The organism is Gammaproteobacteria bacterium (genome assembly GCA_013214945.1).
In the GTDB taxonomy this organism is placed as follows: domain Bacteria; phylum Pseudomonadota; class Gammaproteobacteria; order Enterobacterales; family Psychrobiaceae; genus Psychrobium.
This window is the reverse complement of record JABSRT010000028.1, coordinates 1-22845: the sequence shown is the minus strand read 5'-3', so window position 1 is coordinate 22845 and position 22845 is coordinate 1. Positions and strand designations below refer to the sequence as shown.

At 43.1% G+C, this 22845-nt stretch carries 23 protein-coding genes; 13 read left to right on the top strand and 10 right to left on the bottom strand.

The annotated features are described in order from the left end of the window. On the top strand, positions 1-543 hold the full coding sequence (gene tadA, locus HRU23_17700) for a tRNA adenosine(34) deaminase TadA (protein NRA55976.1): 543 nt from the start codon (positions 1-3) through the stop codon (positions 541-543). Between the two features lie 27 nt (positions 544-570). Here tadA and HRU23_17695 read toward each other — a convergent pair whose 3' ends face one another. Next, on the bottom strand, positions 571-1635 hold the full coding sequence (locus HRU23_17695; protein ID NRA55975.1) for a hypothetical protein: 1065 nt from the start codon (positions 1633-1635) through the stop codon (positions 571-573). Between the two features lie 268 nt (positions 1636-1903). On the opposite strand from HRU23_17695, the gene HRU23_17690 reads away from it, so the two are divergent. Genes HRU23_17690 through HRU23_17680 form a run of 3 tightly spaced genes read left to right on the top strand, consistent with a single transcriptional unit; the run spans position 1904 to position 5049 of the window. Then, positions 1904-2974 carry a DegT/DnrJ/EryC1/StrS family aminotransferase gene (locus HRU23_17690; GenBank protein NRA55974.1) on the top strand — a complete coding sequence of 357 codons (1071 nt, stop codon included), beginning with the start codon at positions 1904-1906 and terminating at the stop codon, positions 2972-2974. Continuing rightward, entirely contained in the window at positions 2961-4001 is a 1041-nt protein-coding gene (locus HRU23_17685; GenBank protein ID NRA55973.1) for a GNAT family N-acetyltransferase, read from the top strand. Before HRU23_17690 ends, HRU23_17685 begins: the two co-directional genes overlap by 14 nt. Before the next feature lies 1 nt (position 4002). Next, a complete protein-coding gene (locus tag HRU23_17680) occupies positions 4003-5049 on the top strand; it encodes a GNAT family N-acetyltransferase (GenBank protein ID NRA55972.1) in 1047 nt (348 codons plus the stop codon). Between the two features lie 143 nt (positions 5050-5192). On the opposite strand, the gene HRU23_17675 is transcribed toward HRU23_17680, so the two are convergent. From HRU23_17675 to suhB, 9 genes are all read right to left on the bottom strand, one after another. After that, positions 5193-5798, bottom strand: coding sequence for a bifunctional phosphoribosyl-AMP cyclohydrolase/phosphoribosyl-ATP diphosphatase HisIE (locus HRU23_17675; protein NRA55971.1), 606 nt, complete (start codon positions 5796-5798; stop codon positions 5193-5195). After that, complete coding sequence (hisF, locus tag HRU23_17670; protein NRA55970.1) at positions 5792-6568, bottom strand: imidazole glycerol phosphate synthase subunit HisF; 777 nt, start codon at positions 6566-6568, stop codon at positions 5792-5794. The genes HRU23_17675 and hisF overlap by 7 nt, the downstream gene beginning before the upstream one ends. Further along, complete coding sequence (gene hisA / locus HRU23_17665) at positions 6550-7302, bottom strand: 1-(5-phosphoribosyl)-5-[(5-phosphoribosylamino)methylideneamino]imidazole-4-carboxamide isomerase (GenBank protein NRA55969.1); 753 nt, start codon at positions 7300-7302, stop codon at positions 6550-6552. The genes hisF and hisA overlap by 19 nt, the downstream gene beginning before the upstream one ends. After that, entirely contained in the window at positions 7299-7919 is a 621-nt protein-coding gene (hisH, locus tag HRU23_17660; protein ID NRA55968.1) for an imidazole glycerol phosphate synthase subunit HisH, read from the bottom strand. The genes hisA and hisH overlap by 4 nt, the downstream gene beginning before the upstream one ends. After that, entirely contained in the window at positions 7916-8983 is a 1068-nt protein-coding gene (gene hisB / locus HRU23_17655) for a bifunctional histidinol-phosphatase/imidazoleglycerol-phosphate dehydratase HisB (GenBank protein ID NRA55967.1), read from the bottom strand. Before hisB ends, hisH begins: the two co-directional genes overlap by 4 nt. Before the next feature lie 14 nt (positions 8984-8997). Then, the gene (locus tag HRU23_17650) at positions 8998-10077 is read right to left on the bottom strand and encodes a histidinol-phosphate transaminase (protein ID NRA55966.1); all 1080 of its coding nucleotides are present in this window, start codon (positions 10075-10077) and stop codon (positions 8998-9000) included. Next, complete coding sequence (hisD, locus tag HRU23_17645; GenBank protein NRA55965.1) at positions 10077-11366, bottom strand: histidinol dehydrogenase; 1290 nt, start codon at positions 11364-11366, stop codon at positions 10077-10079. The genes HRU23_17650 and hisD overlap by 1 nt, the downstream gene beginning before the upstream one ends. Positions 11367-11369: 3 nt before the next feature. After that, complete coding sequence (hisG, locus tag HRU23_17640) at positions 11370-12266, bottom strand: ATP phosphoribosyltransferase (GenBank protein ID NRA55964.1); 897 nt, start codon at positions 12264-12266, stop codon at positions 11370-11372. A 726-nt stretch (positions 12267-12992) separates the two neighbouring features. Then, the gene (gene suhB, locus HRU23_17635) at positions 12993-13796 is read right to left on the bottom strand and encodes an inositol-1-monophosphatase (protein ID NRA55963.1); all 804 of its coding nucleotides are present in this window, start codon (positions 13794-13796) and stop codon (positions 12993-12995) included. A 216-nt stretch (positions 13797-14012) separates the two neighbouring features. Between suhB and trmJ the strand changes: the two genes are divergently transcribed. The 9 genes from trmJ (at position 14013) to HRU23_17590 (ending at position 22695) form a co-directional block, all read left to right on the top strand. Further along, the gene (gene trmJ / locus HRU23_17630; protein NRA55962.1) at positions 14013-14774 is read left to right on the top strand and encodes a tRNA (cytosine(32)/uridine(32)-2'-O)-methyltransferase TrmJ; all 762 of its coding nucleotides are present in this window, start codon (positions 14013-14015) and stop codon (positions 14772-14774) included. Between the two features lie 123 nt (positions 14775-14897). Then, the gene (locus tag HRU23_17625) at positions 14898-15377 is read left to right on the top strand and encodes a Fe-S cluster assembly transcription factor (protein ID NRA55961.1); all 480 of its coding nucleotides are present in this window, start codon (positions 14898-14900) and stop codon (positions 15375-15377) included. A gap of 78 nt (positions 15378-15455) precedes the next feature. After that, positions 15456-16670 (top strand): IscS subfamily cysteine desulfurase, encoded by a 1215-nt coding sequence (locus tag HRU23_17620; GenBank protein ID NRA55960.1) that lies wholly within the window; start codon positions 15456-15458, stop codon positions 16668-16670. A 52-nt stretch (positions 16671-16722) separates the two neighbouring features. Then, positions 16723-17100, top strand: coding sequence for a Fe-S cluster assembly scaffold IscU (iscU, locus tag HRU23_17615; GenBank protein NRA55959.1), 378 nt, complete (start codon positions 16723-16725; stop codon positions 17098-17100). A 35-nt stretch (positions 17101-17135) separates the two neighbouring features. Further along, positions 17136-17459: an iron-sulfur cluster assembly protein IscA gene (gene iscA, locus HRU23_17610; GenBank protein NRA55958.1), complete on the top strand. Its 324-nt coding sequence runs from the start codon at positions 17136-17138 to the stop codon at positions 17457-17459. 15 nt (positions 17460-17474) lie between these two features. Then, the gene (gene hscB, locus HRU23_17605) at positions 17475-18002 is read left to right on the top strand and encodes a co-chaperone HscB (GenBank protein NRA55957.1); all 528 of its coding nucleotides are present in this window, start codon (positions 17475-17477) and stop codon (positions 18000-18002) included. 17 nt (positions 18003-18019) lie between these two features. Next, entirely contained in the window at positions 18020-19885 is a 1866-nt protein-coding gene (gene hscA, locus HRU23_17600) for a Fe-S protein assembly chaperone HscA (protein ID NRA55956.1), read from the top strand. A 114-nt stretch (positions 19886-19999) separates the two neighbouring features. Continuing rightward, positions 20000-20338: an ISC system 2Fe-2S type ferredoxin gene (gene fdx, locus HRU23_17595; GenBank protein ID NRA55955.1), complete on the top strand. Its 339-nt coding sequence runs from the start codon at positions 20000-20002 to the stop codon at positions 20336-20338. 647 nt (positions 20339-20985) lie between these two features. Beyond that, on the top strand, positions 20986-22695 hold the full coding sequence (locus HRU23_17590) for a methyl-accepting chemotaxis protein (protein NRA55954.1): 1710 nt from the start codon (positions 20986-20988) through the stop codon (positions 22693-22695). Positions 22696-22845: the final 150 nt, after the last annotated feature.

Here is a 22845-nt window from a genome sequence, read left to right as displayed (position 1 = left end):
ATGAGTAATTTAGTCGAGATGTCGGCCGCACAAAAAGATCGGCATTGGATGGAGTATGCTTTAACCTTGGCCGATAAAGCCGAGCAGTTGGGCGAAGTACCAGTGGGTGCAGTCTTAGTCTTAAATGATCAAGTGATCGGTCAAGGTTGGAATTTGGTAATCAACCAAAACGATCCCTGTGCTCATGCTGAAATTATGGCGTTACGCGATGGCGGAAAAACAATTAATAATTACCGAATTCTTGATGCGACGCTCTATGTCACGCTGGAGCCTTGTGCAATGTGTGCGGGTGCTATTGTTCATAGTCGGGTTAAACGGGTTGTCTACGGTGCTAGCGATCTAAAAACTGGGGCTGGTGGCTCAGTGTTCGATATCATGGTTCATCCTCAATTGAACCACCAAGTTGAACTAGAATCTGGATTAATGGCTGAAATATGCGCCAATAAAATTAGTGATTTTTTTAGCCGCCGTCGCAAAGAAAAAAAAGCACTTAAACAACAAGCACTCAATCATCCAATGATTAAGCCTAACCACGATGACTGAGCTCGCTACCTGCGCGGACTAGCTGCTTTACCAGCCTCGTTGTTTTAATATGGCCAATAAACGGTCATCAAGAAACGCTTGCTCGGATAACATCTGCGGTACTTCCAAATTGGGTTCGGTATTGAGCTCCATTAACACCGGGCCGTCTGCACAAAAAGCAACATCCCAGCTTTGCAACGATAAACCTGAAAAGATATTAGATGCCTGGATACACTGTGCGACTGCTTGTTGCCAGTCGGGTAATTGAAAGTCGAGCAACGCCATCCCCGAGTCGGGGTGATTAACATGCTGCGTGGTATCAGGCCACAAGCCACCGATAACCCGTGTTACTTTTCCTGTATCAACATCGATATCTGCTAATAAATTACCATGTTTACCATAGGAAAAGTTGTCGGTAATATTGCCTTTGGTGGCTATTTTCCAAAATGCCCGATGAATGAATACATCCGAACCATCCTTAATTAAGATAAATCGAACACAGCTAGTATTAGGCCCTACTGTTTCAAGAACCCGTGGGTGGGGCACTAAACAACGCTGGATCAGTAAACCTTGGTGTTTGGGATTGTCAGCGACCGCTAATACAGTCGACAGCTCAACGTCTGCACCCGCTTTACTAGTGAAGCTTTGGGTGTTGGGATTAAACGCAGTGAGCGAAAAAGTGCCTTGGCCATAACTTCCATGAACTGGTTTGAGAAACAAAGGATAGTCAGTGTTTGTTGCAAAAAAATCGCTCAATTGCTGCGCGTCATTTAGTTTTTTTTCATTAGCTATGCCCAGAGGCATTGCTTTGTATGTGGCAACAGTGGTTGGAATAGGTAAATTGTAATGGGCTAGCAAAGAATAATTGAGAATTTTATTGTTAGCAGTTGCCCGCCATGCATCGCTATTAAGTACTTTGTCTATTTTTGCACTGAGAACCCGGCCAATACAACGTTGTGGCTCTGGGAAAGTGGCCCGGTCAAATAGTTTAAGTTCAAAATACTCTGATACTCCAATCCGGCTGACCATACGGCAATGGGAAATGGCTTTTATTTGACTAAATAAGCTAATTTTATGACTCGAGGCGAGTTGTCTACTCCATTGTCTTAACACAATATAATTCCTTTTATGGTTGTCGAGTCGACAATATACTATTTTAATGCTGACCCTATTAATCAATATACTAGTCGTAAATCTAATTTTTTGCATCGTTCTCAGTCAAAATGCTCGCTGATATTTTAACCTTTGGTTAATTGTTTTTTAATATATAAAATTAACTGCTTAATAAAAAACATTAAAGACGGGACTTTACTAAACTGTATTAATACCAATAACATTAATTATATGAGCAATTAATGTTTAACTTATCGAGAGTCAAGAAATGGAATTTTCATCGCCGCTGGCCGACGCTAAGGATTTTGTCGCGGCCAAAATCTTAGCTTTACCAACCCAGCAGCCAACAGAGCTTTTATTGACCAATAACGACACTCGTCTTTTACCAGATAACATTATTAGTTTAGGCCTATTAGACCATGCCCGTACTGGGCTGTATGTCATTGCGAAAGCGATAGCGTCGGCAACTGTTTGGCTGCCCAGTTATCATTGCCCAGCACTAGTTGAACCCTTACTAGCTGCCAATAAAACGCTTAAATATTATCCGGTAACAAAGCTGTTAACGCCTGATTTTGATTTTTTAAGCCAAAATATCGAAGTAAATGATGCGGTCGTAGGCATTCGATATTTTGGCTTTGATTGTGAAATTAAGCGATTGGCACAATTTTGTCACCAGCATAATTTACTGTTAATTGAAGACTTAGCGCATGCTGCGTTTTTTGAACAACTATATGGTGATGTTGCAGTAACGAGTTTAATTAAATTTTATCCGGTCACGCAGGGCGCCGAAATACTGCTTCGATCCGATAATTTAACTATTGGTCAATACAAACAAATATTAACATGTTTGCCAGACTATCGAGTTAGTAAGGTAAAGCAGTGGTGGCGCAGACTATACAATAAATTTAGTGATAAAAAGGTCAGCAGTTTTCGTTATTTTAATCAGGACAAAATGAGTAAAAATATCGCGGACGTTACTAAATCGAAAATCTGTCAAACGGATAAGGCTAAAATCGTCAGCGCTCGGCGCAGTAATTACCAATATTTGGCGACTCATTTAGCGAATAGTAGTTGGGGTGAGCTGTTAATGCCTGAGCTTGGTGATCACGTTACGCCTTATGTTGTGCCTTTTTTATTACATAGTGAGGCAGGTTTTAGTCATATTAGGCAGCAAGCTATTCAAATATATCGGTGGGAAGAGCTTATGCCAAGCGCGTGCCGCATTAGCCGCAGTTATCGTTCTCGGTTGGTTCAATTGCCTTGCCATCAGGATTTATCACCCGCAGATCTTGATTGCATTGTTGCATGCTTAAAGGGGAATTTTGATGAAGCGAGTTAATTGGAAGGTCACTCCGATAGCACAATGTTCAGATCAATTATGGCAGCAATGGCAAACGTTGTATCAGCAGTTTCATTCACATAATCCGATGTTAGATCCTCGGTTTGTATCGACCTTAGTTAAGTACTACCCTGGGGACATTGACGTTGTTATTGGTCACGTTGATTCTGAGCTGGTGGCAATATTATTATTGCAAAAAACAGGGTTCGGTTGTTGGAAAAACTATATGCCGAGCCAAAGTCAAATTGCTTTTTTGTTATTGGCCCCAGAGGTCGACTTTAACAGCGCCGGACTAATTAGTGCGTTGGGTGGTCAAGCGATTAAGCTCGATTTATTAAGTTTAGATCCACAAGAACATCATGGCGCAATTAATAATATTAGTCAGTTACAACATCATGCTAAAAATATAAAGTTAGTACTAGAAAACGATTTTGAAACCTATTGGCGTAGCCGTTCCAAACGGCTGCGTAAAGATATGGCTCAAAGCTTTAATCGACTAGTAAAAAGCAATATCAATTTAAGCAATAAAGTAACCACTGAGCTGCACGAAATTGCGGCTGCAGTCGACCGTTATGGCATGTTAGAAAGCCAAGGGTGGAAAGGGCGCAATGGTACCGCAATACATCCGGCCAATACTCAGGGCCAATTTTATGGGGCATTGCTTGAGCTTTTTTCGCATAACCAGCAAGCGTTAGTGTTCGAGAGTTATATCGACGATAACTTAGTGGCTTCTCGGCTGTGCATCTTTAATCAACAGACTTTGATTATCCTTAAAACAACTTTTGACGAGCAATACAGCCGCTATTCATTAGGCAATGTTAATCGTTATAAATTAATTGAATATTTGTTTATTGAAAAAGTTAGCAAGTACATTGATTTTTATACCAATGCTAGTAAGGAACAGCTGTATTGGTCAACTGAGCAGCGCTCAATGTATAACGGTTCGTGTTACCGCTTTCCGGTGGTTGAACGAGGCATTGGTTTAATAAAAAAATTGAAAAAAAGTGACGGCGTCACAAGGAAATAAAGTGAACTATCAACTATTTGAAACAAATAATGAAGCCAATTGTGCCCAGCTAACTACCGTATCACTATTTAATCGTCTTGATTGGGTTAAGCGGTTTGAACAGCACATTTGTGATCAAAATTTTTCCCCCGCCACCTTGGTATTTTCACAGCATAATAAGGAGTTTTTTTTACCGCTAGCGATCAGTCAAGTACATGGCATGAAGACTCTCAACAGTTTAACCAATTACTACAGCCCAAATTTCAAAATGACTGGCAACCAAGTTGTATCTAATCAAGATCATGTTGCTGCGATGTTAGCGGCTAAGCCCGAGATCGAAAAATTTGATGTGATTGATTTTTTTCCATTGTATCAAAATGATGCAATGGTTTGGCAGCAGGCCCTTGAGGCAACCGGCTTTAGTGCTGCTGTTTATCCATATTCGGTTAATTGGTATCACGATAACATTAAAGACTTAGATCATTATTGGTCGCTCAGACCGAGTATTTTACGCAATACCCTCAAGAGAAAGCAGCGCAAGCTTGAACAGTTAGGTGGTTATCAAATAAAAATCGTTGCACCGAAATCATTGCAATCGTTAAAAAAACATTTAGCGCACTATCATCACGTTTATTACGACAGTTGGAAAATAATAGAGCCTTTTCCTGCCTTTATCGATGCCATTGTCATTGATGCTTGGAAAAAAGATGAATTAAGGTTGGGCTTGATTTATCACCAAGAAGTGCCAGTCGCTGCACAAATATGGTTTGTGAGTAATGGTACGGCTTATATCTTTAAATTGGCCTATCGAACCAGTTATAGAAAAACCAGTGTTGGCACAGTGTTAACGGCCGCGTTAATCGAACAGGTGATCGCTGTTGATCGGGTAAGTAGCATCGATTTTTTGACCGGAGATGACAATTATAAAAAAGATTGGATGCAATCGCAGCGTAATTTGTATCGGATGATTGGCTGTAATAAGCAGACTGTGCATGGTAATTTACAGCGAGCAAGACATCATTTTTCGACGTTAAAAACTCGTTTACACGGGAATAAAAGTACTTGTTAGCTCAATACTGTCTATAGGGAATCACGGTTAAAGACTGTCTATACAGACTCATGGTTCAAGACTGTTTATACCAGACTTACAGATCATGACTGCTTATACCAGACTCATGGCTCAAGGCTGTGAGTCTGGCATAATGACACGCTTTATTTATGGCGTTGCTTAAGATTTTCAATCACTTCAGTTAGCGGCACATCTTTACCGCGTAACAGCACTAATAAGTGGTAGAGTAAATCTGATGATTCGTTAACTAATTCTGCACGATCATCGGTCGCCGCAGCTAAAGCCACTTCAACGCCTTCTTCACCAACCTTTTGAGCCATGCGTTTTACGCCGCTGTCAAACAATGAGCTGGTATAGCTTTTGTCATCGCGATTGAGGTAACGTTGGTTGATGACGCCATCGAGCTGACTGATAAAATCAAGGGTAAAACCTTCACTATCGGCAAAACAACTGGTGGTGCCAAGGTGGCAAGTAGGGCCAACTGGCTTAGCCATAATAAGCAAAGTATCGTTATCACAATCTTTACTGATGTCGGTTAGCTCAAGGTGGTTGCCAGAGCTTTCACCCTTGGTCCATAAGCGTTGTTTAGTGCGTGAATAGAAGGTTACTTTTTTAATCGCTAGGGTTTTGGTCAATGCTTCACGGTTCATGTAACCGAGCATTAGCACTTTACCGTTAGTGGCGTCTTGCACCACGACCGGCATCAGTTGGTTGACTTTATCCCAGTCTAGTTGTTCAATATTTAACATGGTCTGATTACTATCCCTTGTTGGCTGAGGTATTGCTTTAAATCAGCAATCTCTATAATTTTTTTGTGGAATACGCTGGCCGCTAATGCGCCATCAACTTTAGCGTCGGTAAAGACTTCTTTAAAGTGTACCATGGTTCCTGCGCCGCCTGAGGCGATTAAAGGCACCGAGCATGCCTCACGGACCAAGCTTAATTGCTCTATATCGTAACCGTCACGCACGCCGTCTTTGTTCATCACATTTAGCACTATTTCACCAGCGCCTCGCTCAACAACTTCACGGATCCAATCAATGGTTTGCCATTTCGTGGTGCGGGTTTTTGTCGCATCACCGGTAAATTGTTTGACCTGATATAAACCAGTGGCTTGGTCGAAATAGCTGTCAACGCCCACCACAATGCATTGCTGGCCAAATTCATGGGTCAGCTCAGAGATAAGCTTTGGGTTGGCTAATGCCGGTGAATTTATCGATATTTTGTCGGCACCAAATTCAAGAATTTTAGCGGCATCGGCGATGGTTTTGATGCCACCGGCGACGCAAAATGGAATATTGATTTGTTCGCTAATGCGCTCAACCCAGCTTTTATCAACAATGCGATTATCGCTTGAGGCGGTAATGTCATAAAAAACTAACTCGTCGGCGCCTTCGTCGGCATAACGTTTTGCCAACGGCACAATTTCACCAACGATTTCGTGGTTGCGAAATTGCACGCCTTTAACTACCACGCCATCTTTAACGTCTAAGCAAGGAATTATCCGTTTTGCGAGCATGCGATAGCCTCCACCACGTCAAATTTACCTTCTAATAACGCCCTGCCAACAATTATGCCGCTGACATTACATGGGTTAAGTGCAGCGATATCGTCTAGCGAGCCAATGCCACCCGATGATTGCCATTGAATTTGGGGCCAATCTTGCACTAGGTCGGTATAAAGAGAGACATTTGAGCCGGTTAGGGTGCCGTCTTTACTGATGTCGGTACACAACACATGCTTTAAGCCAAGTGGGATAAAGCGGTTGAGTAACTCTTCAATTGTTACACCTGAGTTTTCTTGCCAGCCGTGAACCGCAACGTGTTTGTTGCCAGCGTCATCGATATTAAGATCGAGAGCCAGCACAATTTTTTCGCTGCCGTATTTAGCCAGCCATTGCTCGATAAGTTCTGGTTGCTTAACCGCTAATGAGCCAATAACCACGCGTGAAGCACCTGCATCGAACAGGTCAATTAAGTCTTGCTCTTGACGAATGCCACCACCAACCTGCAAGCCAACACTTTTTCCGGTTGAGCTAACGGCATTCATCATGTCGCTAATTAAGCTTAGTTGGCGTTTTTGTGGTTCTTTAGCACCCGTTAGGTCGACTAGGTGCAACCACGTTGCTCCTTGCTCTGCATAGAGTTTTAATTGCTCTACCGGCGAAAAGGCATAGCTAGTTTTTTGGGCGTAGTCACCCTGATATAGGCGAACAACTTCACCGTCAATTAAATCAAGTGCAGGGATTATCACGAGTTAAGCTCCAAAAAGTTTTTGAGAATTTGTGCACCAACTTTGCCCGAACGCTCTGGGTGAAATTGCACACCGTAGAAATTATCTTTGCCAATTGCGGCGGAAAATTTCTGACCATATTGGCAGCTTGCTAGGGTGAAATCACCAATGGGTAACGCAAAACTGTGGACGAAGTAGACATAACTGTCGCTGTCTAAGCCGTTAAATAATGGCCCGGTTAAATCGCCCAACGTGTTCCAGCCCATGTGCGGCAGCGGCAAGCCTTCAGTTGGCTTTAGCGGGGTAACACTAGAGTCGATTAAACCCAAGCAATTGACATCACGTTCGGCCGAAGCATTGCTTAAAAGCTGCATGCCAAGACAAATGCCTAATACCGGCTGAGTTAGGCCTTGAATGAGTTCAATCAGCTTAAATTGTTCAAGCTTAGCCATTGCAGCACCTGCCGTGCCAACACCGGGTAAGATGACGTGGCTGGCGTTTTTAATCACGCTAGGCTCGCGCGAAACAATGACTTCAATGTCAAAACGTTCCATCGCACAGCGCACTGAGGTGATATTGGCACAGCCAGTATCAATGATCACTAGTTGCTTGTTGTTAATGGGTTCTTGCTGACTCATAACACGCCCTTGCTGCTTGGCATTTCATTACCTTGCAGTTTGATTGCTTGGCGCAATGCACGGCCAAAGACTTTAAATAAGCCTTCAACTAGGTGGTGGCTATTATGGCCTGTACCGCTCAAGTGTAATGTCGCGGCCATGGCGCTGCTTAATGAGTGGAAAAAGTGTCGGACCATTTCAGTGGCTAGCTCACCAACGCGTTCGTTGGCAAATGTCGCATCAAACTCAAGCCAACCACGACCCGATAAATCGAGAGCACATTGGCATAAACATTCATCCATCGGCAAGGTAAAACCAAATCGGCCGATGCCACGTTTATCACCTAAGGCTTTTTTAAGCGCGGTGCCAAGGGCAATCGCGGTATCTTCAACACTGTGGTGGTCGTCGATGTGTAAATCACCCGTTACCGCAACATCAAGCTTAAAGCCGCCGTGCGTCGCAATTTGATCTAACATGTGATCGAAAAAACCAATGCCGGTGCTAATGCTGCTGCCACCTTGCTGGTCTAAATCAACGCTGACACTAATTTGAGTTTCGTTAGTATTACGGACTACTGTTGCGATGCGTGGCTGGGTGGTTAAAGTGCGTGCGATGTCGTTCCAGTTTAAGGTTTTAGGATCATAACGCAGCGATTTAAGGCCCATGTTATTTGCCAGTCCAATGTCGGTATCGCGATCGCCAATCACAAAGCTGGTGGTAAAATCGACTTTGCCTTGCTGAAGGTAATCTTTCACTAAACCAAGTTTTGGTTTGCGGCAATTGCAGTTGTCTTCGTCAAAATGTGGGCAAATTAATACATCTTGGAACACCACGCCTTGACTGGCGAATACGTCCATCATTTTGTCGTGTGCTAGATCAAAATCGGCCTGAGGGAAGCTGTCGGTACCTAAACCATCTTGGTTAGACACCATCACAAGTTGGTAGCCCGCTTGCTGTAATTGCAGCAATACTGGAATGACATTTGGTTCAAACACTAATTTAGCTAAGGTGTCTAATTGCTTGTCGATGGCAGGCTCTTCAACCAGCGTACCATCGCGGTCGATAAATAAAATTTTATTACTCATGTCTCTAATTATCTCTATTTAATGGCCATTGAAATGTTGATTAATTGGCTTATTAATCGCTCCATTTCACTGCTACTGCCAATTGAAAAACGTAAACAATTTTCTAATGTTTTCACACTCGACTGATTACGTACTACGATACCTGCTTCACCTAACGCCTTAAACCAGCGATCATTGTCAAAGCGTATTAAGACAAAATTAGCACCCGAGTGATATACCTCGCTAACGCCTGACAATTGACCTACTACGCCACTAAAGTGTGCACCAAGTTGATTGAGTTCGGCGACTTGGCTAGTCATTTTCTCGATCCCTGCAATGCTCAAACTTTGACCTGCAATTTCGCCGACAGGCGCAGGCACAGGGTAAGGTGCAATGACTTTCTTGACTAAGTCTATAATACCGCTATTTGCGAGCATAAAACCACAGCGTAATCCTGCTAGCGCGAAGGCTTTAGATAACGTTCTTAAGATAACAAGATTATCGTACTTCTCAATTAAACCAGCCATGGTTAAATGTGGTGAAAACTCAATGTAAGCTTCGTCAACGACGACTAGGCATTGCTCACTCAGCGCGCTAACGATAGGTTCGAGTTCTGCAGGGGTTAGCGTTGAGCCAGTTGGGTTATTTGGATTACAAATAAACACCATTTTTGAGCCGTTTAGTTTATTAACTAATTGCGGGTCAAGCTGCCAGTCGGCCATTAAAGGCACGGTATTTACCGCAACATTACAGGTAGCAGCGCTAATGGCATACATTCCGTATGTTGGAGTGCAAATGCTAATGCTGTCTTGGCCAGATACACAAAAGGTCCTGATTAATAGCTCAATCGCTTCGTCGGCGCCGCGACTAGCCAAAATTTGGTCGGTCGTCACGTTGGCATAGCGGCTGTAGTTATTAATTAACTCAGTCGGTTGAAACTCTGGGTAGCGATTATAAGCCGGTGCAGTATTGGCAAAAGGTGACTCATTGGCATTTAGCCACACATCACCGCTGCCGCCAATACGGCGGGCCGACTGATAAGGCGTCATCGCCAATAATTCTGGTCGCGCTAAACGCTGAGCTAAAGTGACGGTGACATCAGCAACATCAGTCATTATTTCGCTCCTTGTTCTAAGCGAATCGTCACGGCGCGGGCGTGCGCGTCTAAGCCTTCGGCAATCGCAATCGGACAAATGCTGGCGGCTAAGATATTAAGGCCGTCATAGCTAAGTTCTTGCACCGTAAAACGGCGAGTAAAATCGGCTAGGCTTAAGCTCGAATAGCTATTGCACATACCATAAGTCGGCAACACGTGGTTGGTGCCACTGGCATAATCACCTGCAGACTCTGGGCTCCATTTGCCTAAAAAGACCGAACCTGCAGCGTAAATAGATGCTAAGACATCGCGCGGTTGCTCGGTCTGAATAATTAAGTGCTCAGGGGCATAACTATTGCTAATGTCGATCGCTTGGGCCAAATCTTTAGTGACAAAAATTCGGCTGTGCGCAACCGCTTGAGCAGCTATTTCTTTGCGCGGCAAAGTGGCCAGTTGCTCGGTCACCTGCTGTGATACTTGCTGAGCTAACGCATCGCAAGGCGTTAACAAGATCGTTTGTGAATCAGTGCCGTGTTCAGCTTGCGATAGTAAATCAGCGGCAATAAATGCCGGGTTGGCCGCAGCGTCTGCAATCACTAATACTTCTGATGGACCAGCTGGCATATCGATAGCTGCGCCGTCGGTAACCATCGCGACTTGTTTTTTAGCTTCGGTCACGTACTTATTACCTGGGCCAAAAATCTTATCAACTTTAGTGATCGATTCGCTACCAAAAGCCATGGCCGCGATAGCTTGAGCGCCACCGACTTGATAAATAGTGTCAACACCACACAATTGTGCGGTATATAGAATGACGTCAGAGATCGGAGGTGGTGAGCATAAAATAACTCGACCACAACCGGCAATTTGGGCTGGTACTGCGGTCATTAAGACCGTAGATGGTAATGGTGCAGTACCACCTGGCGCATATAAGCCAACACTTTGTAATGCTTGAGTGCGTAGCTCACATTTTACGCCAGGGCTTGTTTCAACTGCAATTGGTGTTGCCACCTGGGCAGTGTGAAATTTTTCAATATTGGCTTTAGCAATGGCTAAGGCTTGTTTTAACTCATCTGATACATTGTCACATGCGGCAGAAATTTGCGCCGGTGTTACGGCAATGTCGGTGATCTCGATGTTATCGAAACGCTGGGCTAGGTCGCGCAAAGCCTCATCGCCGTTGCTTTTTACCTGGTCGATAATATTGACGACTTGCTGATGTAACATCGCCGAATCTTCAAGGGCAGGGCGCTGCAGCTGTTGCTGTCTTTCTTGTTCGCTAAGTGCTGACCATATGAGTTTTAACATGTCTTACCCCAACATTTTTTCAATTGGCATTACTAGGATTGAGCTGGCCCCTAGCGTTTTTAACTCTTCCATGGTTTCCCAAAACAGAGTTTCACTGCTAACCGCGTGTACGACTACTTTGTCGGCATCAGCTAGTGGTAAAATAGTTGGGTTTTCAGCGCCAGGTAATAAGCTAATAATTTTGTCTAAATTGGCTTTAGGTGCGTGCAACATAATGTACTTAGATTCACGCGCTTGGATTACGCCGTTAAAACGTGTTAGCAAGATATCTAATAATTTCTGCTTTTCATCGCTCAGCGTGGTAGCTGATTGAATTAATACCGCTTGGCTGCGAAAGAATATTTGCGCTTCGGTTAAACCATTGGCTTCAAGGGTTGCACCCGTTGACACTAAATCACAAATGGCATCGGCAATGCCTGCTCGCGGAGCAACTTCAACCGAACCTTTTAAGGTACAGCTTGTGAAGTTAACATTTTCTGAGTCTAAGTAACGCTTAAGCAAGTGCGGGTAAGAGGTTGCAATGCGCATACCTGAAAATTGTTGTACGCCAGTGTATTCAATTTCAGTTGGCAGTGCTAATGACAAGCGACAACCACCAAAGTCTAGACGCTTTAAGGTTTTATACTCGCTCGGAGCGTTAGACTGTTGGCGTTCTAGAAAAATTTCTTCTAATTCATTTTCGCCGATAATGCCCAAATCAACTACGCCATCCATAATAAGAGTCGGGATGTCATCATCACGTACAAGTAATAAATCGATTGGTAAATTAGTGGCGTGAGCAATTAAACGCTGTGAGTTAGTATTAAATTTGATGCCGCCGCCTTTGAGTAATTTTTTTGACTCATCTGACAAACGACCTTTCTTTTGAATTGCGATTCTTAATCTTTGATTTGTTGACACTTGTTTTGCTCCTAAAATCGCTGCTTATCTTCATCCTGATTGAGCAGCATTAAGTTCGTCCTGAACATAAAAAAACCTCTGGGTTCTTCCAGAGGTTTGATTGTAGTATGCAAAACCGCCTGGAAGATATTTGTAAACTTCCAGCGCTAAACTTCCTGAAAGTTACCGGATAATATGTAAATGGCGGTGATGGTGAAGGAAGTTGTTCATTAATGTAATGACCTTGTTAGATAGCGTTGCGTTTATAGGTGCGTACATTAAGTTACCGCTGATTTAATTGCAACTCTTTTTTAGACCCGAAACAGCTAATGTATGGCGCTTTGTTATGAAAAAAAATAACAATTACGTTACTTGTTGATTTGTAGGATTATATTTGGTTTGTGTTTTGTTGTATATACAAGATGATTGTGTTAAGTATTTTTAAAGGCTGGTAGCAGCTTGATGAGCACTGACTATTGCGTTGTTTGTTATTTGAACAGTCCACTTGGTGGTATGTTAACAGTTTGCCACCCGGGCTTAAATTAAAGTGCAAAAATGGATATTGTTCGGGTGTTTTTTAGTCGTAAACATCATCGCTCGTTGCCATTGCCGCCATGGAAGACGGTACTTAGGAAATGTCTGGAACTAATTTCCTGCCTTGGCACCGCGATATACCTTTCATCCTGAACATAAAAAAAGCCGATGCATTGCTGCATCGGCTTTTTATTTATCTAGCGGCCTGAGAGCTTAACGAGAAAGCGCAGGTGTTAGATGAGGGCGGATCTTAGATAACAGAGCCTTAACTACTTTAGGGTTACCAGCAACAACGTTGCCTGATTTTACGTAACCGTGGCCACCCGTAAAGTCAGTAACAATAGCGCCAGACTCTTTAACCAGTAATTCACCGGCTGCAGTTTCCCATGGCTTTAGGCCAATTTCCCAGAAACCGTCAACACGACCAGCAGCAACATAAGCAAGGTCTAATGCAGCTGAACCACTACGACGCATATCAGCAGTATCGTCAAACATGTCAGAGAAGATTGTTAAATAAGCATCTTTGAAGTGTTTTAATTTGAACGGGAAACCAGTTGCAACGATAGTGCCTTTTAAATCTTTGGCTTTAGTTGAACGGGTACGGTAATTATTTAGTTGTGAACCAGCACCTTTAGTGGCGGTGAATAGCTCGTCACGAACTGGATCAAACACAACAGCTTGTTCAGTTTTGCCATTAACCTGTAAGGCAATAGAAACAGCGAAATGAGGGATGCCTTTAATGAAGTTAGTCGTGCCATCAAGTGGATCGACAATCCATTGGTATTCACTGTCTGCGTTGCCAGATTTACCGCTTTCTTCACAGATAAAACCGTGATGAGGGTATGCTTTAGCAATGACTTCAATAATCGCGCGCTCAGCCTCTTGATCGACATTAGTTACGAAATCGTTTGAACCTTTTTGTTCTACCTGAACTTTGTCTAGCTGCTCTGTAGCCTGCATAATGATCTTGCCTGCGCTACGAGCTGCCCGAACTGCAATATTTAGCATCGGATGCATAGTGTTTACCTTTGGATGTTAAAGAACGATAAGCTCATAATTGTTATTAATGTGAGCAAAATACGGCGCGTATAATACCAGAGCCCTTTCAATTGGCAAGTAAAACTAGTGCATTTATGGAGCCACGTTCACAGTTTTACTCTATTTTTTTTTTGCACGTTTGTTACACTAGCGCCAAAATTAGCTGTTTGGACATCGCTTGTGCAAGAAAATAAGATAGAAACCCCCAACCAATCTAACCTAGATCAGGTTAAAGTTATTCTGGTGGGTACCAGCCACCCCGGCAATATCGGCAGTGTTGCCCGTGCCATGAAAACCATGGGACTGTCACAGCTTATCTTAGTTGATCCGCAAACCGCTATCGATGACAAATCAGTTGCGCTGGCCGCTGGAGCTGCAGATATTCTTAAGCAGGCAGTTATCAAACCTACTTTAGCGCAAGCTATTGAGGATTGTGGTTTAGTGATTGGTGCGAGTGCACGATCGCGAACTTTACCTTGGCCAATGTTAGATCCTCGTCAAACAGGGTTAAAACTGATGGATGAAGTGCCTAACTACCCAGTCGCCGTCGTTTTTGGACGTGAAAATAGCGGATTGTCCAATGAAGAGCTGCAACAATGCCAATATCATGTATGCATTCCGGCTAACCCAGAATATAGCTCGCTTAACCTTGCGATGGCCGTGCAGACCATTTGTTATGAAATTCGAATGGCTTGGTTAAACCAAACGGAGAAAGTTGCTGTTACTGATGAACAGCAGCAATATCCAAGCTCAGCGCAAATGAATGGTTTTTTTGACCATCTTGAAACGACATTAAATGAGATTGGTTTTATCGTTAAGGCTCATCCTGGTCAAATAATGAGTAAATTACGGCGTTTATATAACAGAGCAAGACCAGAAGAGGTTGAACTTAATATTTTACGTGGTATTTTAACTGCCACTAATCGCAGCTCAACCAAGAATGACCGGCAAGATTAGCGAGTTCTAAATTCGCGTATGGTACAATGCGATATACTTGACTAGTTTAGTCAAACATATACTTGACTAGTTTAGTCGGGTTTGTTGTAATGGCGCTATTATACCGAGTATCAAGGGTTGAGTATGAAATTAACGTCAAAAGGACGCTATGCGGTAACCGCAATGCTTGATGTTGCGCTTCACCAGTCAGTTGGACCGGTGTGTTTAGCCGATATCTCAGCGCGGCAACATATTTCATTATCTTACTTAGAGCAATTGTTCTCTAAGTTGAGAAAAGCCGATCTGGTGTGCAGTATCAGAGGACCAGGTGGTGGCTACCGCTTAGCGAAGGATGCGCTTGATATATCTGTAGGCGCAGTAATCGCGGCAGTGAACGACTCAGTAGTTGCAACGAAATGCAAAGGTGAAAAACCTTGTTCACCCAGTGGTCGTTGTTTAACCCATAGTTTATGGAATGACTTTAGCAAAAAAATGCAGCATTTTCTGGACAGTATCACCTTGGGTGAGCTAATGGAAAATGCCGAGGTTAAAGAAATCTCCAATAAACAGAATATGGTTCAAGAATTACAAAGTGATATTTTGCACATCAACCAACTTGGTTAGTGCTGGGCGTTTGCCCCCCATAAATAGCAATAGACAATACTAACTACCTCATAACGAGTGGTTGGTGTGGAGTAATAAATGAAATTTCCAATTTATCTAGATTATGCCGCGACAACACCTGTAGATCCTCGTGTTGCTGCAAAAATGGTTGATTGTTTAACCATGGAAGGCAACTTCGGCAATCCTGCATCGCGTTCGCACCGTTTTGGTTGGCAAGCTGAAGAGTCGATTGATATCGCGCGTAACCAAGTTGCAGAGTTAATTAATGCCGATGCTCGTGAAATCGTTTTCACTTCAGGTGCGACCGAGTCTGATAATTTAGCGATTAAAGGTGCTGCGCACTTTTATGCTAAAAAAGGCAAGCACATTGTCACCGTAAAAACTGAACATAAAGCGGTTTTAGATACTTGCCGTCAATTAGAGCGTGAAGGTTTTGAAGTTACTTACCTTGATCCACAAGCTAATGGTTTAGTGAGCGTTGCGCAACTTGAAGACGCTTTGCGTGACGACACAATCTTGGTTTCTGTGATGCACGTTAATAACGAAATTGGCGTGATTCAAGACATCGCTGCAATGGGCGAAATGTTACGTGCCCGTAAAATTGTTTTTCATGTTGATGCCGCGCAAAGTGCAGGTAAAGTTGACATTGATTTATCAACGTTGAAAGTTGATTTAATGTCATTCTCGGCCCATAAAATCTATGGTCCTAAAGGCATTGGGGCACTTTATGTTCGTCGTAAGCCACGTATCCGTTTAGAAGCACAGATGCACGGTGGCGGTCATGAGCGTGGTATGCGTTCTGGTACTTTAGCTACTCATCAAATTGTTGGCATGGGCGAAGCTTTCCATATCGCTAAAGTCGATATGGCGAAAGACAAAGCGCACATCGAGACATTAAGCAAGCGCTTGATGACTGGCATGTTCAAAATTGAAGAGACTTACCTTAATGGTGATGCAGAGCAGCGTTATATTGGCAACGTCAATATCAGCTTCGCTTACGTTGAAGGTGAGTCACTGATGATGGCGCTAAAAGACTTAGCCGTATCATCAGGCAGTGCATGTACATCAGCCAGTTTAGAGCCTTCATACGTATTACGTGCGCTTGGTTTAAACGATGAAATGGCGCACAGCTCAATTCGTTTTAGCATCGGTCGTTTTACTACCGAAGCCGATATTGACCACGCAATCAACGATATGACCAATTCAATTGAACGGTTGCGCGAAATGTCACCATTATGGGAAATGTTTCAAGATGGTGTAGATTTAGATAGTGTCGAATGGGTTGCTCACTAGAGCAATTGATATTTAGACCAGCAACTCATTAGCCAATTTAGGAGATACGACCATGGCCTACAGCGAAAAATTATTAGATCATTACGAAAACCCACGTAACGTTGGTTCATTTGACAAAAATGACCCACAAATTGCAACCGGAATGGTTGGCGCACCAGCTTGTGGTGACGTAATGAAGTTACAGCTAAAAATCAATGATCAAGGTATTATTGAAGACGCAAAGTTCAAAACTTATGGTTGCGGCAGCGCCATTGCGTCAAGCTCATTAGTAACTGAATGGGTTAAAGGTAAAACATTAGACGAAGCGGGTGAAATTACTAACCGTACTATCGCCGATGAACTTGCTTTGCCTCCAGTGAAAATTCACTGTTCAATCTTAGCTGAAGATGCAATTAAAGCAGCGATTGCAGATTACAAAAGCAGAAGTTAGCCCGTTGGGCAATGGTAAAAAAGGTAAAGAAGAATATGGCAATTATTGTAACCGAGTCTGCGGCCAACCAGGTTAAAAGTTTTTTAGAAAATCGTGGTAAAGGTCTCGGACTACGACTTGGGGTGAAAACCTCGGGTTGTTCTGGTTTAGCTTATGTACTCGAGTTTGTAGATTCGCTTGATGAAGGCGATCAGGTATTTGAACAATACGGTGTTAAAGTGATTGTCGATGCAAAAAGCCTAGTTTATCTCGATGGTACCCAACTTGATTTTGTCAAAAACGGATTAAATGAAGGGTTCGAATTTAGTAACCCTAACGTTGATGGCGAATGTGGTTGTGGTGAAAGTTTTTCTGTCTAATTTGTTTTTTTATCTATGAATTATTTTGAATTGTTTGCCCTTACTCGCTCATATGTATTAGATACCAATGAGCTAAGGGCAAAGTATCTCGAACTGCAACGCGCAGTCCACCCCGATAAATTCGCCAATGCTAGTGAGCAGAACCGTTTGTTAGCGGTTCAACAATCAGCACGCATTAACGATGGTTTTGGCATGCTCAAAACCCCGATTAATCGTGCTGAATATTTGCTCTTGCTGGCGGGAATTGAACTGGCTCATGAATATCAAACCATTAAAGACCCAACGTTTTTAATGGAGCAGATGGAATTGAGAGAAGCACTGGAAGACATTCCGACTTCGTCTGATCCAGAACAAGAAATTATCGATTTCCAACAACAAATTGATCGACACATTAGCGAGTTTGAGCAACAATTCGTTGATTTGTTTGCCGCTGGCGATCAATCCTCATTGAACACGGCTGCCGATAATGTTCGAAAGCTAAAATTCATGCTTAAATTGGCCGCGGAAGCTCGTGAACTTGAAGAGCGTTTGCTTGGTTTCTAACTAGAAAGAATCGACTAATGGCACTATTACAAATTTCAGAACCTGGGCAAAGTAGCGCCCCTCATCAGCACCGATTAGCCGTAGGCATTGATTTGGGTACCACCAACTCATTAGTGGCTAGCGTTCGCAGTGGACAAGCAACTATCTTGCTCAATGATCAAGGTGTTGGTTCTATCCCATCTATTGTTCATTACGGTGAACACGAGATAAAAGTTGGCCTTGAAGCGAAAGCGCATGCGGTAAGTGACGCCACTAATACTGTGGTATCTGTTAAGCGTTTTATGGGCCGGACCCTGAAAGATATTCAAGCGAGTCATAAAGAACTTCCTTATAACCTCAGTGCTTCTGAAAATGGTTTAGTGACCATTGAAACGCGCAACGGTGTGGTTAATCCTATTCAAGTTTCGAGCGAAATCTTAAAACCGCTGGTTGAGCTGGCTAAATCGACTTTAGCTGGTGAACTAGATGGCGTGGTCATTACCGTGCCGGCCTATTTTGATGATGCGCAGCGTCAAGGTACAAAAGATGCCGCAGAATTATTAGGCGTTAAAGTTTTTCGATTGCTTAACGAACCGACGGCCGCAGCGATTGCATATGGCCTAGATAACGATCAAGAAGGTATTATTGCCGTTTATGACCTCGGCGGTGGTACGTTTGATATTTCAATTTTACGGCTAAATAAAGGCGTATTTGAAGTATTAGCAACCGGTGGCGACTCTGCACTGGGTGGCGACGATATTGATCAGATAATTGCTGATTGGATAATCGAGCAATCAGGTTATGACGGCGACCATTCTCCGGCCCTACAGCGTGAAATTATGCAATTGGCTTGTCGGGCCAAAGAATCGCTTAGTGCGCAACACAACACCGAGTTAACACTTAACCTGCCTTGTGGTAATGACTGGCACGGTCAGTTGTCACGCGAGGTTTTTGATAGCCTAATTCAGCCGATTGTTAAACGTACTTTAATGGCTTGTCGCCGTGCGGTACGTGATGCTGAGATTAATACCAGCGACATTCTTAAAGTTGTGATGGTGGGTGGTTCAACTCGTGTACCTTTAGTACGAGACAAAGTAGGTCAATACTTTGAGCAACAGCCGTTAACCAGCATCGATCCTGACAAAGTCGTGGCGATTGGCGCGGCAATTCAGGCTGATATTTTGGCGGGCAACAAACCCGACAGCGATATGTTACTGCTTGATGTGTTACCGCTGTCACTAGGTCTTGAAACCATGGGCGGCTTGACTGAAAAAGTCATTAGCCGTAACACCACGATCCCGGTTGCTAAAGCGCAAGAATTTACCACCTTTAAAGATGGTCAAACTGCGATGGCTTTGCATATTTTACAAGGTGAGCGTGAACTGGTTGAAGATTGCCGTTCGCTAGCGCGTTTTGAATTACGTGGCATTCCACCAATGGCTGCCGGCGCTGCTCATATCCGTGTGACTTTCCAAGTAGATGCCGATGGCCTGCTAAGCGTTAGCGCGATGGAAAAAAGCAGCGGCGTGAAAACTTCAATTGAAGTTAAACCATCTTTTGGTTTAACCGACAATGAAGTGGCAAACATGATCAAAGACTCAATGACTTATGCCAAAGATGATATGCAAGCGCGAATGCTCGCTGAAGAAAAAGTAGAAGCGTCGCGTGTTCATGAAGGCTTGGTTAGTGCTTTGCTTGGTGATGCTCATTTATTATCTGGCGATGAAAAATCACTGATTGAACAAGCAATGGCGCAATTAGCCAACGCCCAAGCTGGCAGTGACCTTAAGTCAATTAAAGATGCGATAGCGCTTTGTGACAAAGTGAGTCAAGACTTTGCTGCTCGTCGAATGGACCAATCAATTCGTCAGGCATTATCAGGTCAGTCGGTCGACAATATTTAATTTAAATTGGTTTACTTAATTTGGGTAAACCAAAGTTTTTAACTCTTTACTCATTTTATAACGTAGCGAAACTACATTATAGGATGAGTACTAATGCATGCGGAGATCGGCAGTATGCCAAAAGTAATTTTTTTACCACATGAAGTTCTATGTCCAGAAGGTGCTGTTGTTGAAGCGAACGAAGGTGAGACCATTCTTGACGTCGCACTGGCTAATGGCATTGATATTGAGCACGCGTGTGAAAAATCATGTGCTTGTGTTACTTGTCATTTAATTGTTCGTGAAGGTTTTGACTCACTTGAAGAAAGTGACGAACTTGAAGACGACATGTTAGACAAAGCTTGGGGACTTGATAGCGAATCTCGCTTGGGTTGTCAGGCTTGTGTTGCCAAAGAAGACCTAGTAATAGAAATTCCTAAGTACACAGTTAACTTAGCCAGCGAGCAGCACTAAGTCGTTCCGGTGGCGGCTACGCAGTCGCCCTCGCACTGACTGCGTCAGCGACTACCGCCCGATGGACATATTGTGAAAAAAAGCCTCAAGTATTTTGAGGCTTTTTTTGTGGGTAAATGACAAGTAATGGCGTTCTGTAAACAACGACGAAGTCGCCCTCGCACTGACAGCATCTGCGGCCCGATGGGCATGTTGTGAAATAATCTAGGTAGGGCTCATAAGCGTTGTCTAACTGAACAATAATAAGCGTTTAAAAACAATAAAGTTTGCTCGATTGTAATCATGACCTTTCGTGCCAAAGAGAGATAGCACGGGATGAATTCCAACTGTAATTAATATCATTCGCGGTATTTTTCTAATGCATGCCTCATCAGCCTTATTTCTTTATTTTATCACTAAAGCTATGTGATTGAGTGTTTCTTGAATAACCAATTTGATGGTTAAAATTGCCTAACAAAATGAACATGATGCTTAAACTCTTTGAATATCAATTATATTGTTATGCGTGTCCCTTTTCATTTTTTGCGTGTGAATGATTTTTTATCAACCTCGTTGAGTGGTGTCTTTGTGTCTGTGCTAGCCAAATGATACAAAGTACGTTATATCTAGTAGATTACGATTTGTCTATTAACACAAGGAGGGTGTAGATGGGATTAACGATTAAGGCGCGTCTAGTAGGTATACTAGGTGTAGTAACCATACTAATTATTGGGGCTATCAGTTCGCAAACGGTAACCAGAAATAAGAATACACAACAAGTCAATCAAGCTCAAACTCGCTATCTATCTTATTTAATTGCAGATGAGTTCATGCAGTCATCCTTAGATCTTACGCGACTTTGTCGGACCTTTATTGCGACGGGCGACAATAAATATTTTGATGCTTATCTAAATATTGTTAAATGGCGTAATGGTGAAGTGGCTCGCCCAAGCAGTGTACATGCCAGCCTCTATCCCGGAGTAGTAAAGAAGCAAAGTGACATCATGCGCGAGTTAAATTTTTCCGCGCAAGAGTTTGCCTTAATCAAACAGGCCAGCGACAATTCTAATGCTCTTATTGAAACTGAAACGCAAGCAATGGTGTCGGCCCAAAACGGCCAATTTGCTCAAGGACCTCATCAGCCATTGCCCAATGAAAGTGTCACCGATTTTGCGTTACGAATTGTTTTTGATAGTAAATATCACTACGAAATCACTAACATCATGAAGCCAGTCTCTCAATTTTTTGATGTGTTAAATACCCGTACTCAAGGACAAGTCACAGACTCACAGCAGTCTGCACGTTTTTGGCTCAACATCAGTCTATCTAGCCAAATAGTCATTCTATTCTTAGTGCTATGCATTTCGGTATACATGATTAGGGTTTTGTTTAAGCCACTGGATAAAGCAATTAATGCGTTAGATGATATTGCCCAAGGTGAGGGGGATTTAACCAAGCGGTTAAGTACCACAAGTAATGATGAAATATCTTCGTTAGGGCGAGGGTTTAATTTATTTGCCAGCAACGTGCAGCAGGTTATTGTCGAACTAAGAGGGGCTATTAACCAAATATCAATTTCTTCTAAGCAGGTTAACTCTACTGCGATGATTACCGATGACGCGATCTTAGAGCAACGAAATGGATTGCAACAACTGTTGGTGGCTGTAGAGCAATTAGCGCCAGCAATTCAAGAGGTGGCCACTAATGCGAGTCTTGCCGTTGAACATGCTAACGTATCGTACAGTGAAACAAATAATGGTTCTAAAGTAATCGAAATAGCAGTTCTTGATATTGATCGCTTAGATAGCGATATCGATAATGCGTCGGGCGTGATCAATGAATTAGCTAATGAGACCAACAGTATTGGTAAAGTGTTAGATGTTATTCGTGGTATAGCAGATCAAACTAATTTGTTGGCACTTAATGCCGCAATTGAAGCCGCACGAGCTGGCGAGCAGGGGCGAGGTTTTGCCGTAGTGGCCGATGAAGTAAGAACATTGGCTAAGCGTACACAAGACTCTACTTCTGAAATTCAAAGCATGATAGAGGGCTTGCAGCAGCGTGCTGAACAAGCTGTCGATGCGATGAGCAGCAGTAAAACCCGTACCAAAGACTGTGTTGATAACACGAAAAAGCTTGGGGAGTCATTTCATCAGATAAACCATGCGGTGAGCGCTATTGTCGATGTAAATAACATTATTGCGGCGGCGACGGAAGAGCAGAATGCGGCAATTAATGAGATTAGAGTTAACGTTAGTGAAATCAACGTGCAAGTCGAAAAGACGGCTCAGGGCTCGCGGGAAACCGCGCAAAAGAGCGAATTGATGACAGATCTCGCGATACAAATAGAAGGAGTGGTCAGTCAATTTAAGGTATAACTATTTTCAAGAACACCAGACTGCAACATCTGTGGTCTGGTGTTGTCTTCCATAGTTAATAACAACAAGAATATGTAGTGGTACAGTGAATTTGGCCACCTAACTAGAGGTGATATACTCACCTCATATTAATTTAGGTGACATTATGAG

Coding starts and splice junctions, on each gene's coding strand:
- hscA (NRA55956.1), top strand. CDS start 18,020: ATGGCACTATTACAAATTTCAGAACCTGGGCAAAGTAGCGCCCCTCAT.
- HRU23_17650 (NRA55966.1), bottom strand. CDS start 10,077: ATGACTGATGTTGCTGATGTCACCGTCACTTTAGCTCAGCGTTTAGCG.
- HRU23_17690 (NRA55974.1), top strand. CDS start 1,904: ATGGAATTTTCATCGCCGCTGGCCGACGCTAAGGATTTTGTCGCGGCC.
- iscU (NRA55959.1), top strand. CDS start 16,723: ATGGCCTACAGCGAAAAATTATTAGATCATTACGAAAACCCACGTAAC.
- hisD (NRA55965.1), bottom strand. CDS start 11,366: ATGTTAAAACTCATATGGTCAGCACTTAGCGAACAAGAAAGACAGCAA.
- suhB (NRA55963.1), bottom strand. CDS start 13,796: ATGCATCCGATGCTAAATATTGCAGTTCGGGCAGCTCGTAGCGCAGGC.
- HRU23_17620 (NRA55960.1), top strand. CDS start 15,456: ATGAAATTTCCAATTTATCTAGATTATGCCGCGACAACACCTGTAGAT.
- HRU23_17675 (NRA55971.1), bottom strand. CDS start 5,798: ATGTTAAATATTGAACAACTAGACTGGGATAAAGTCAACCAACTGATG.
- HRU23_17625 (NRA55961.1), top strand. CDS start 14,898: ATGAAATTAACGTCAAAAGGACGCTATGCGGTAACCGCAATGCTTGAT.
- hisF (NRA55970.1), bottom strand. CDS start 6,568: ATGCTCGCAAAACGGATAATTCCTTGCTTAGACGTTAAAGATGGCGTG.
- iscA (NRA55958.1), top strand. CDS start 17,136: ATGGCAATTATTGTAACCGAGTCTGCGGCCAACCAGGTTAAAAGTTTT.
- HRU23_17685 (NRA55973.1), top strand. CDS start 2,961: ATGAAGCGAGTTAATTGGAAGGTCACTCCGATAGCACAATGTTCAGAT.
- hisH (NRA55968.1), bottom strand. CDS start 7,919: ATGAGTCAGCAAGAACCCATTAACAACAAGCAACTAGTGATCATTGAT.
- tadA (NRA55976.1), top strand. CDS start 1: ATGAGTAATTTAGTCGAGATGTCGGCCGCACAAAAAGATCGGCATTGG.
- hscB (NRA55957.1), top strand. CDS start 17,475: ATGAATTATTTTGAATTGTTTGCCCTTACTCGCTCATATGTATTAGAT.
- hisB (NRA55967.1), bottom strand. CDS start 8,983: ATGAGTAATAAAATTTTATTTATCGACCGCGATGGTACGCTGGTTGAA.
- fdx (NRA55955.1), top strand. CDS start 20,000: ATGCCAAAAGTAATTTTTTTACCACATGAAGTTCTATGTCCAGAAGGT.
- HRU23_17590 (NRA55954.1), top strand. CDS start 20,986: ATGGGATTAACGATTAAGGCGCGTCTAGTAGGTATACTAGGTGTAGTA.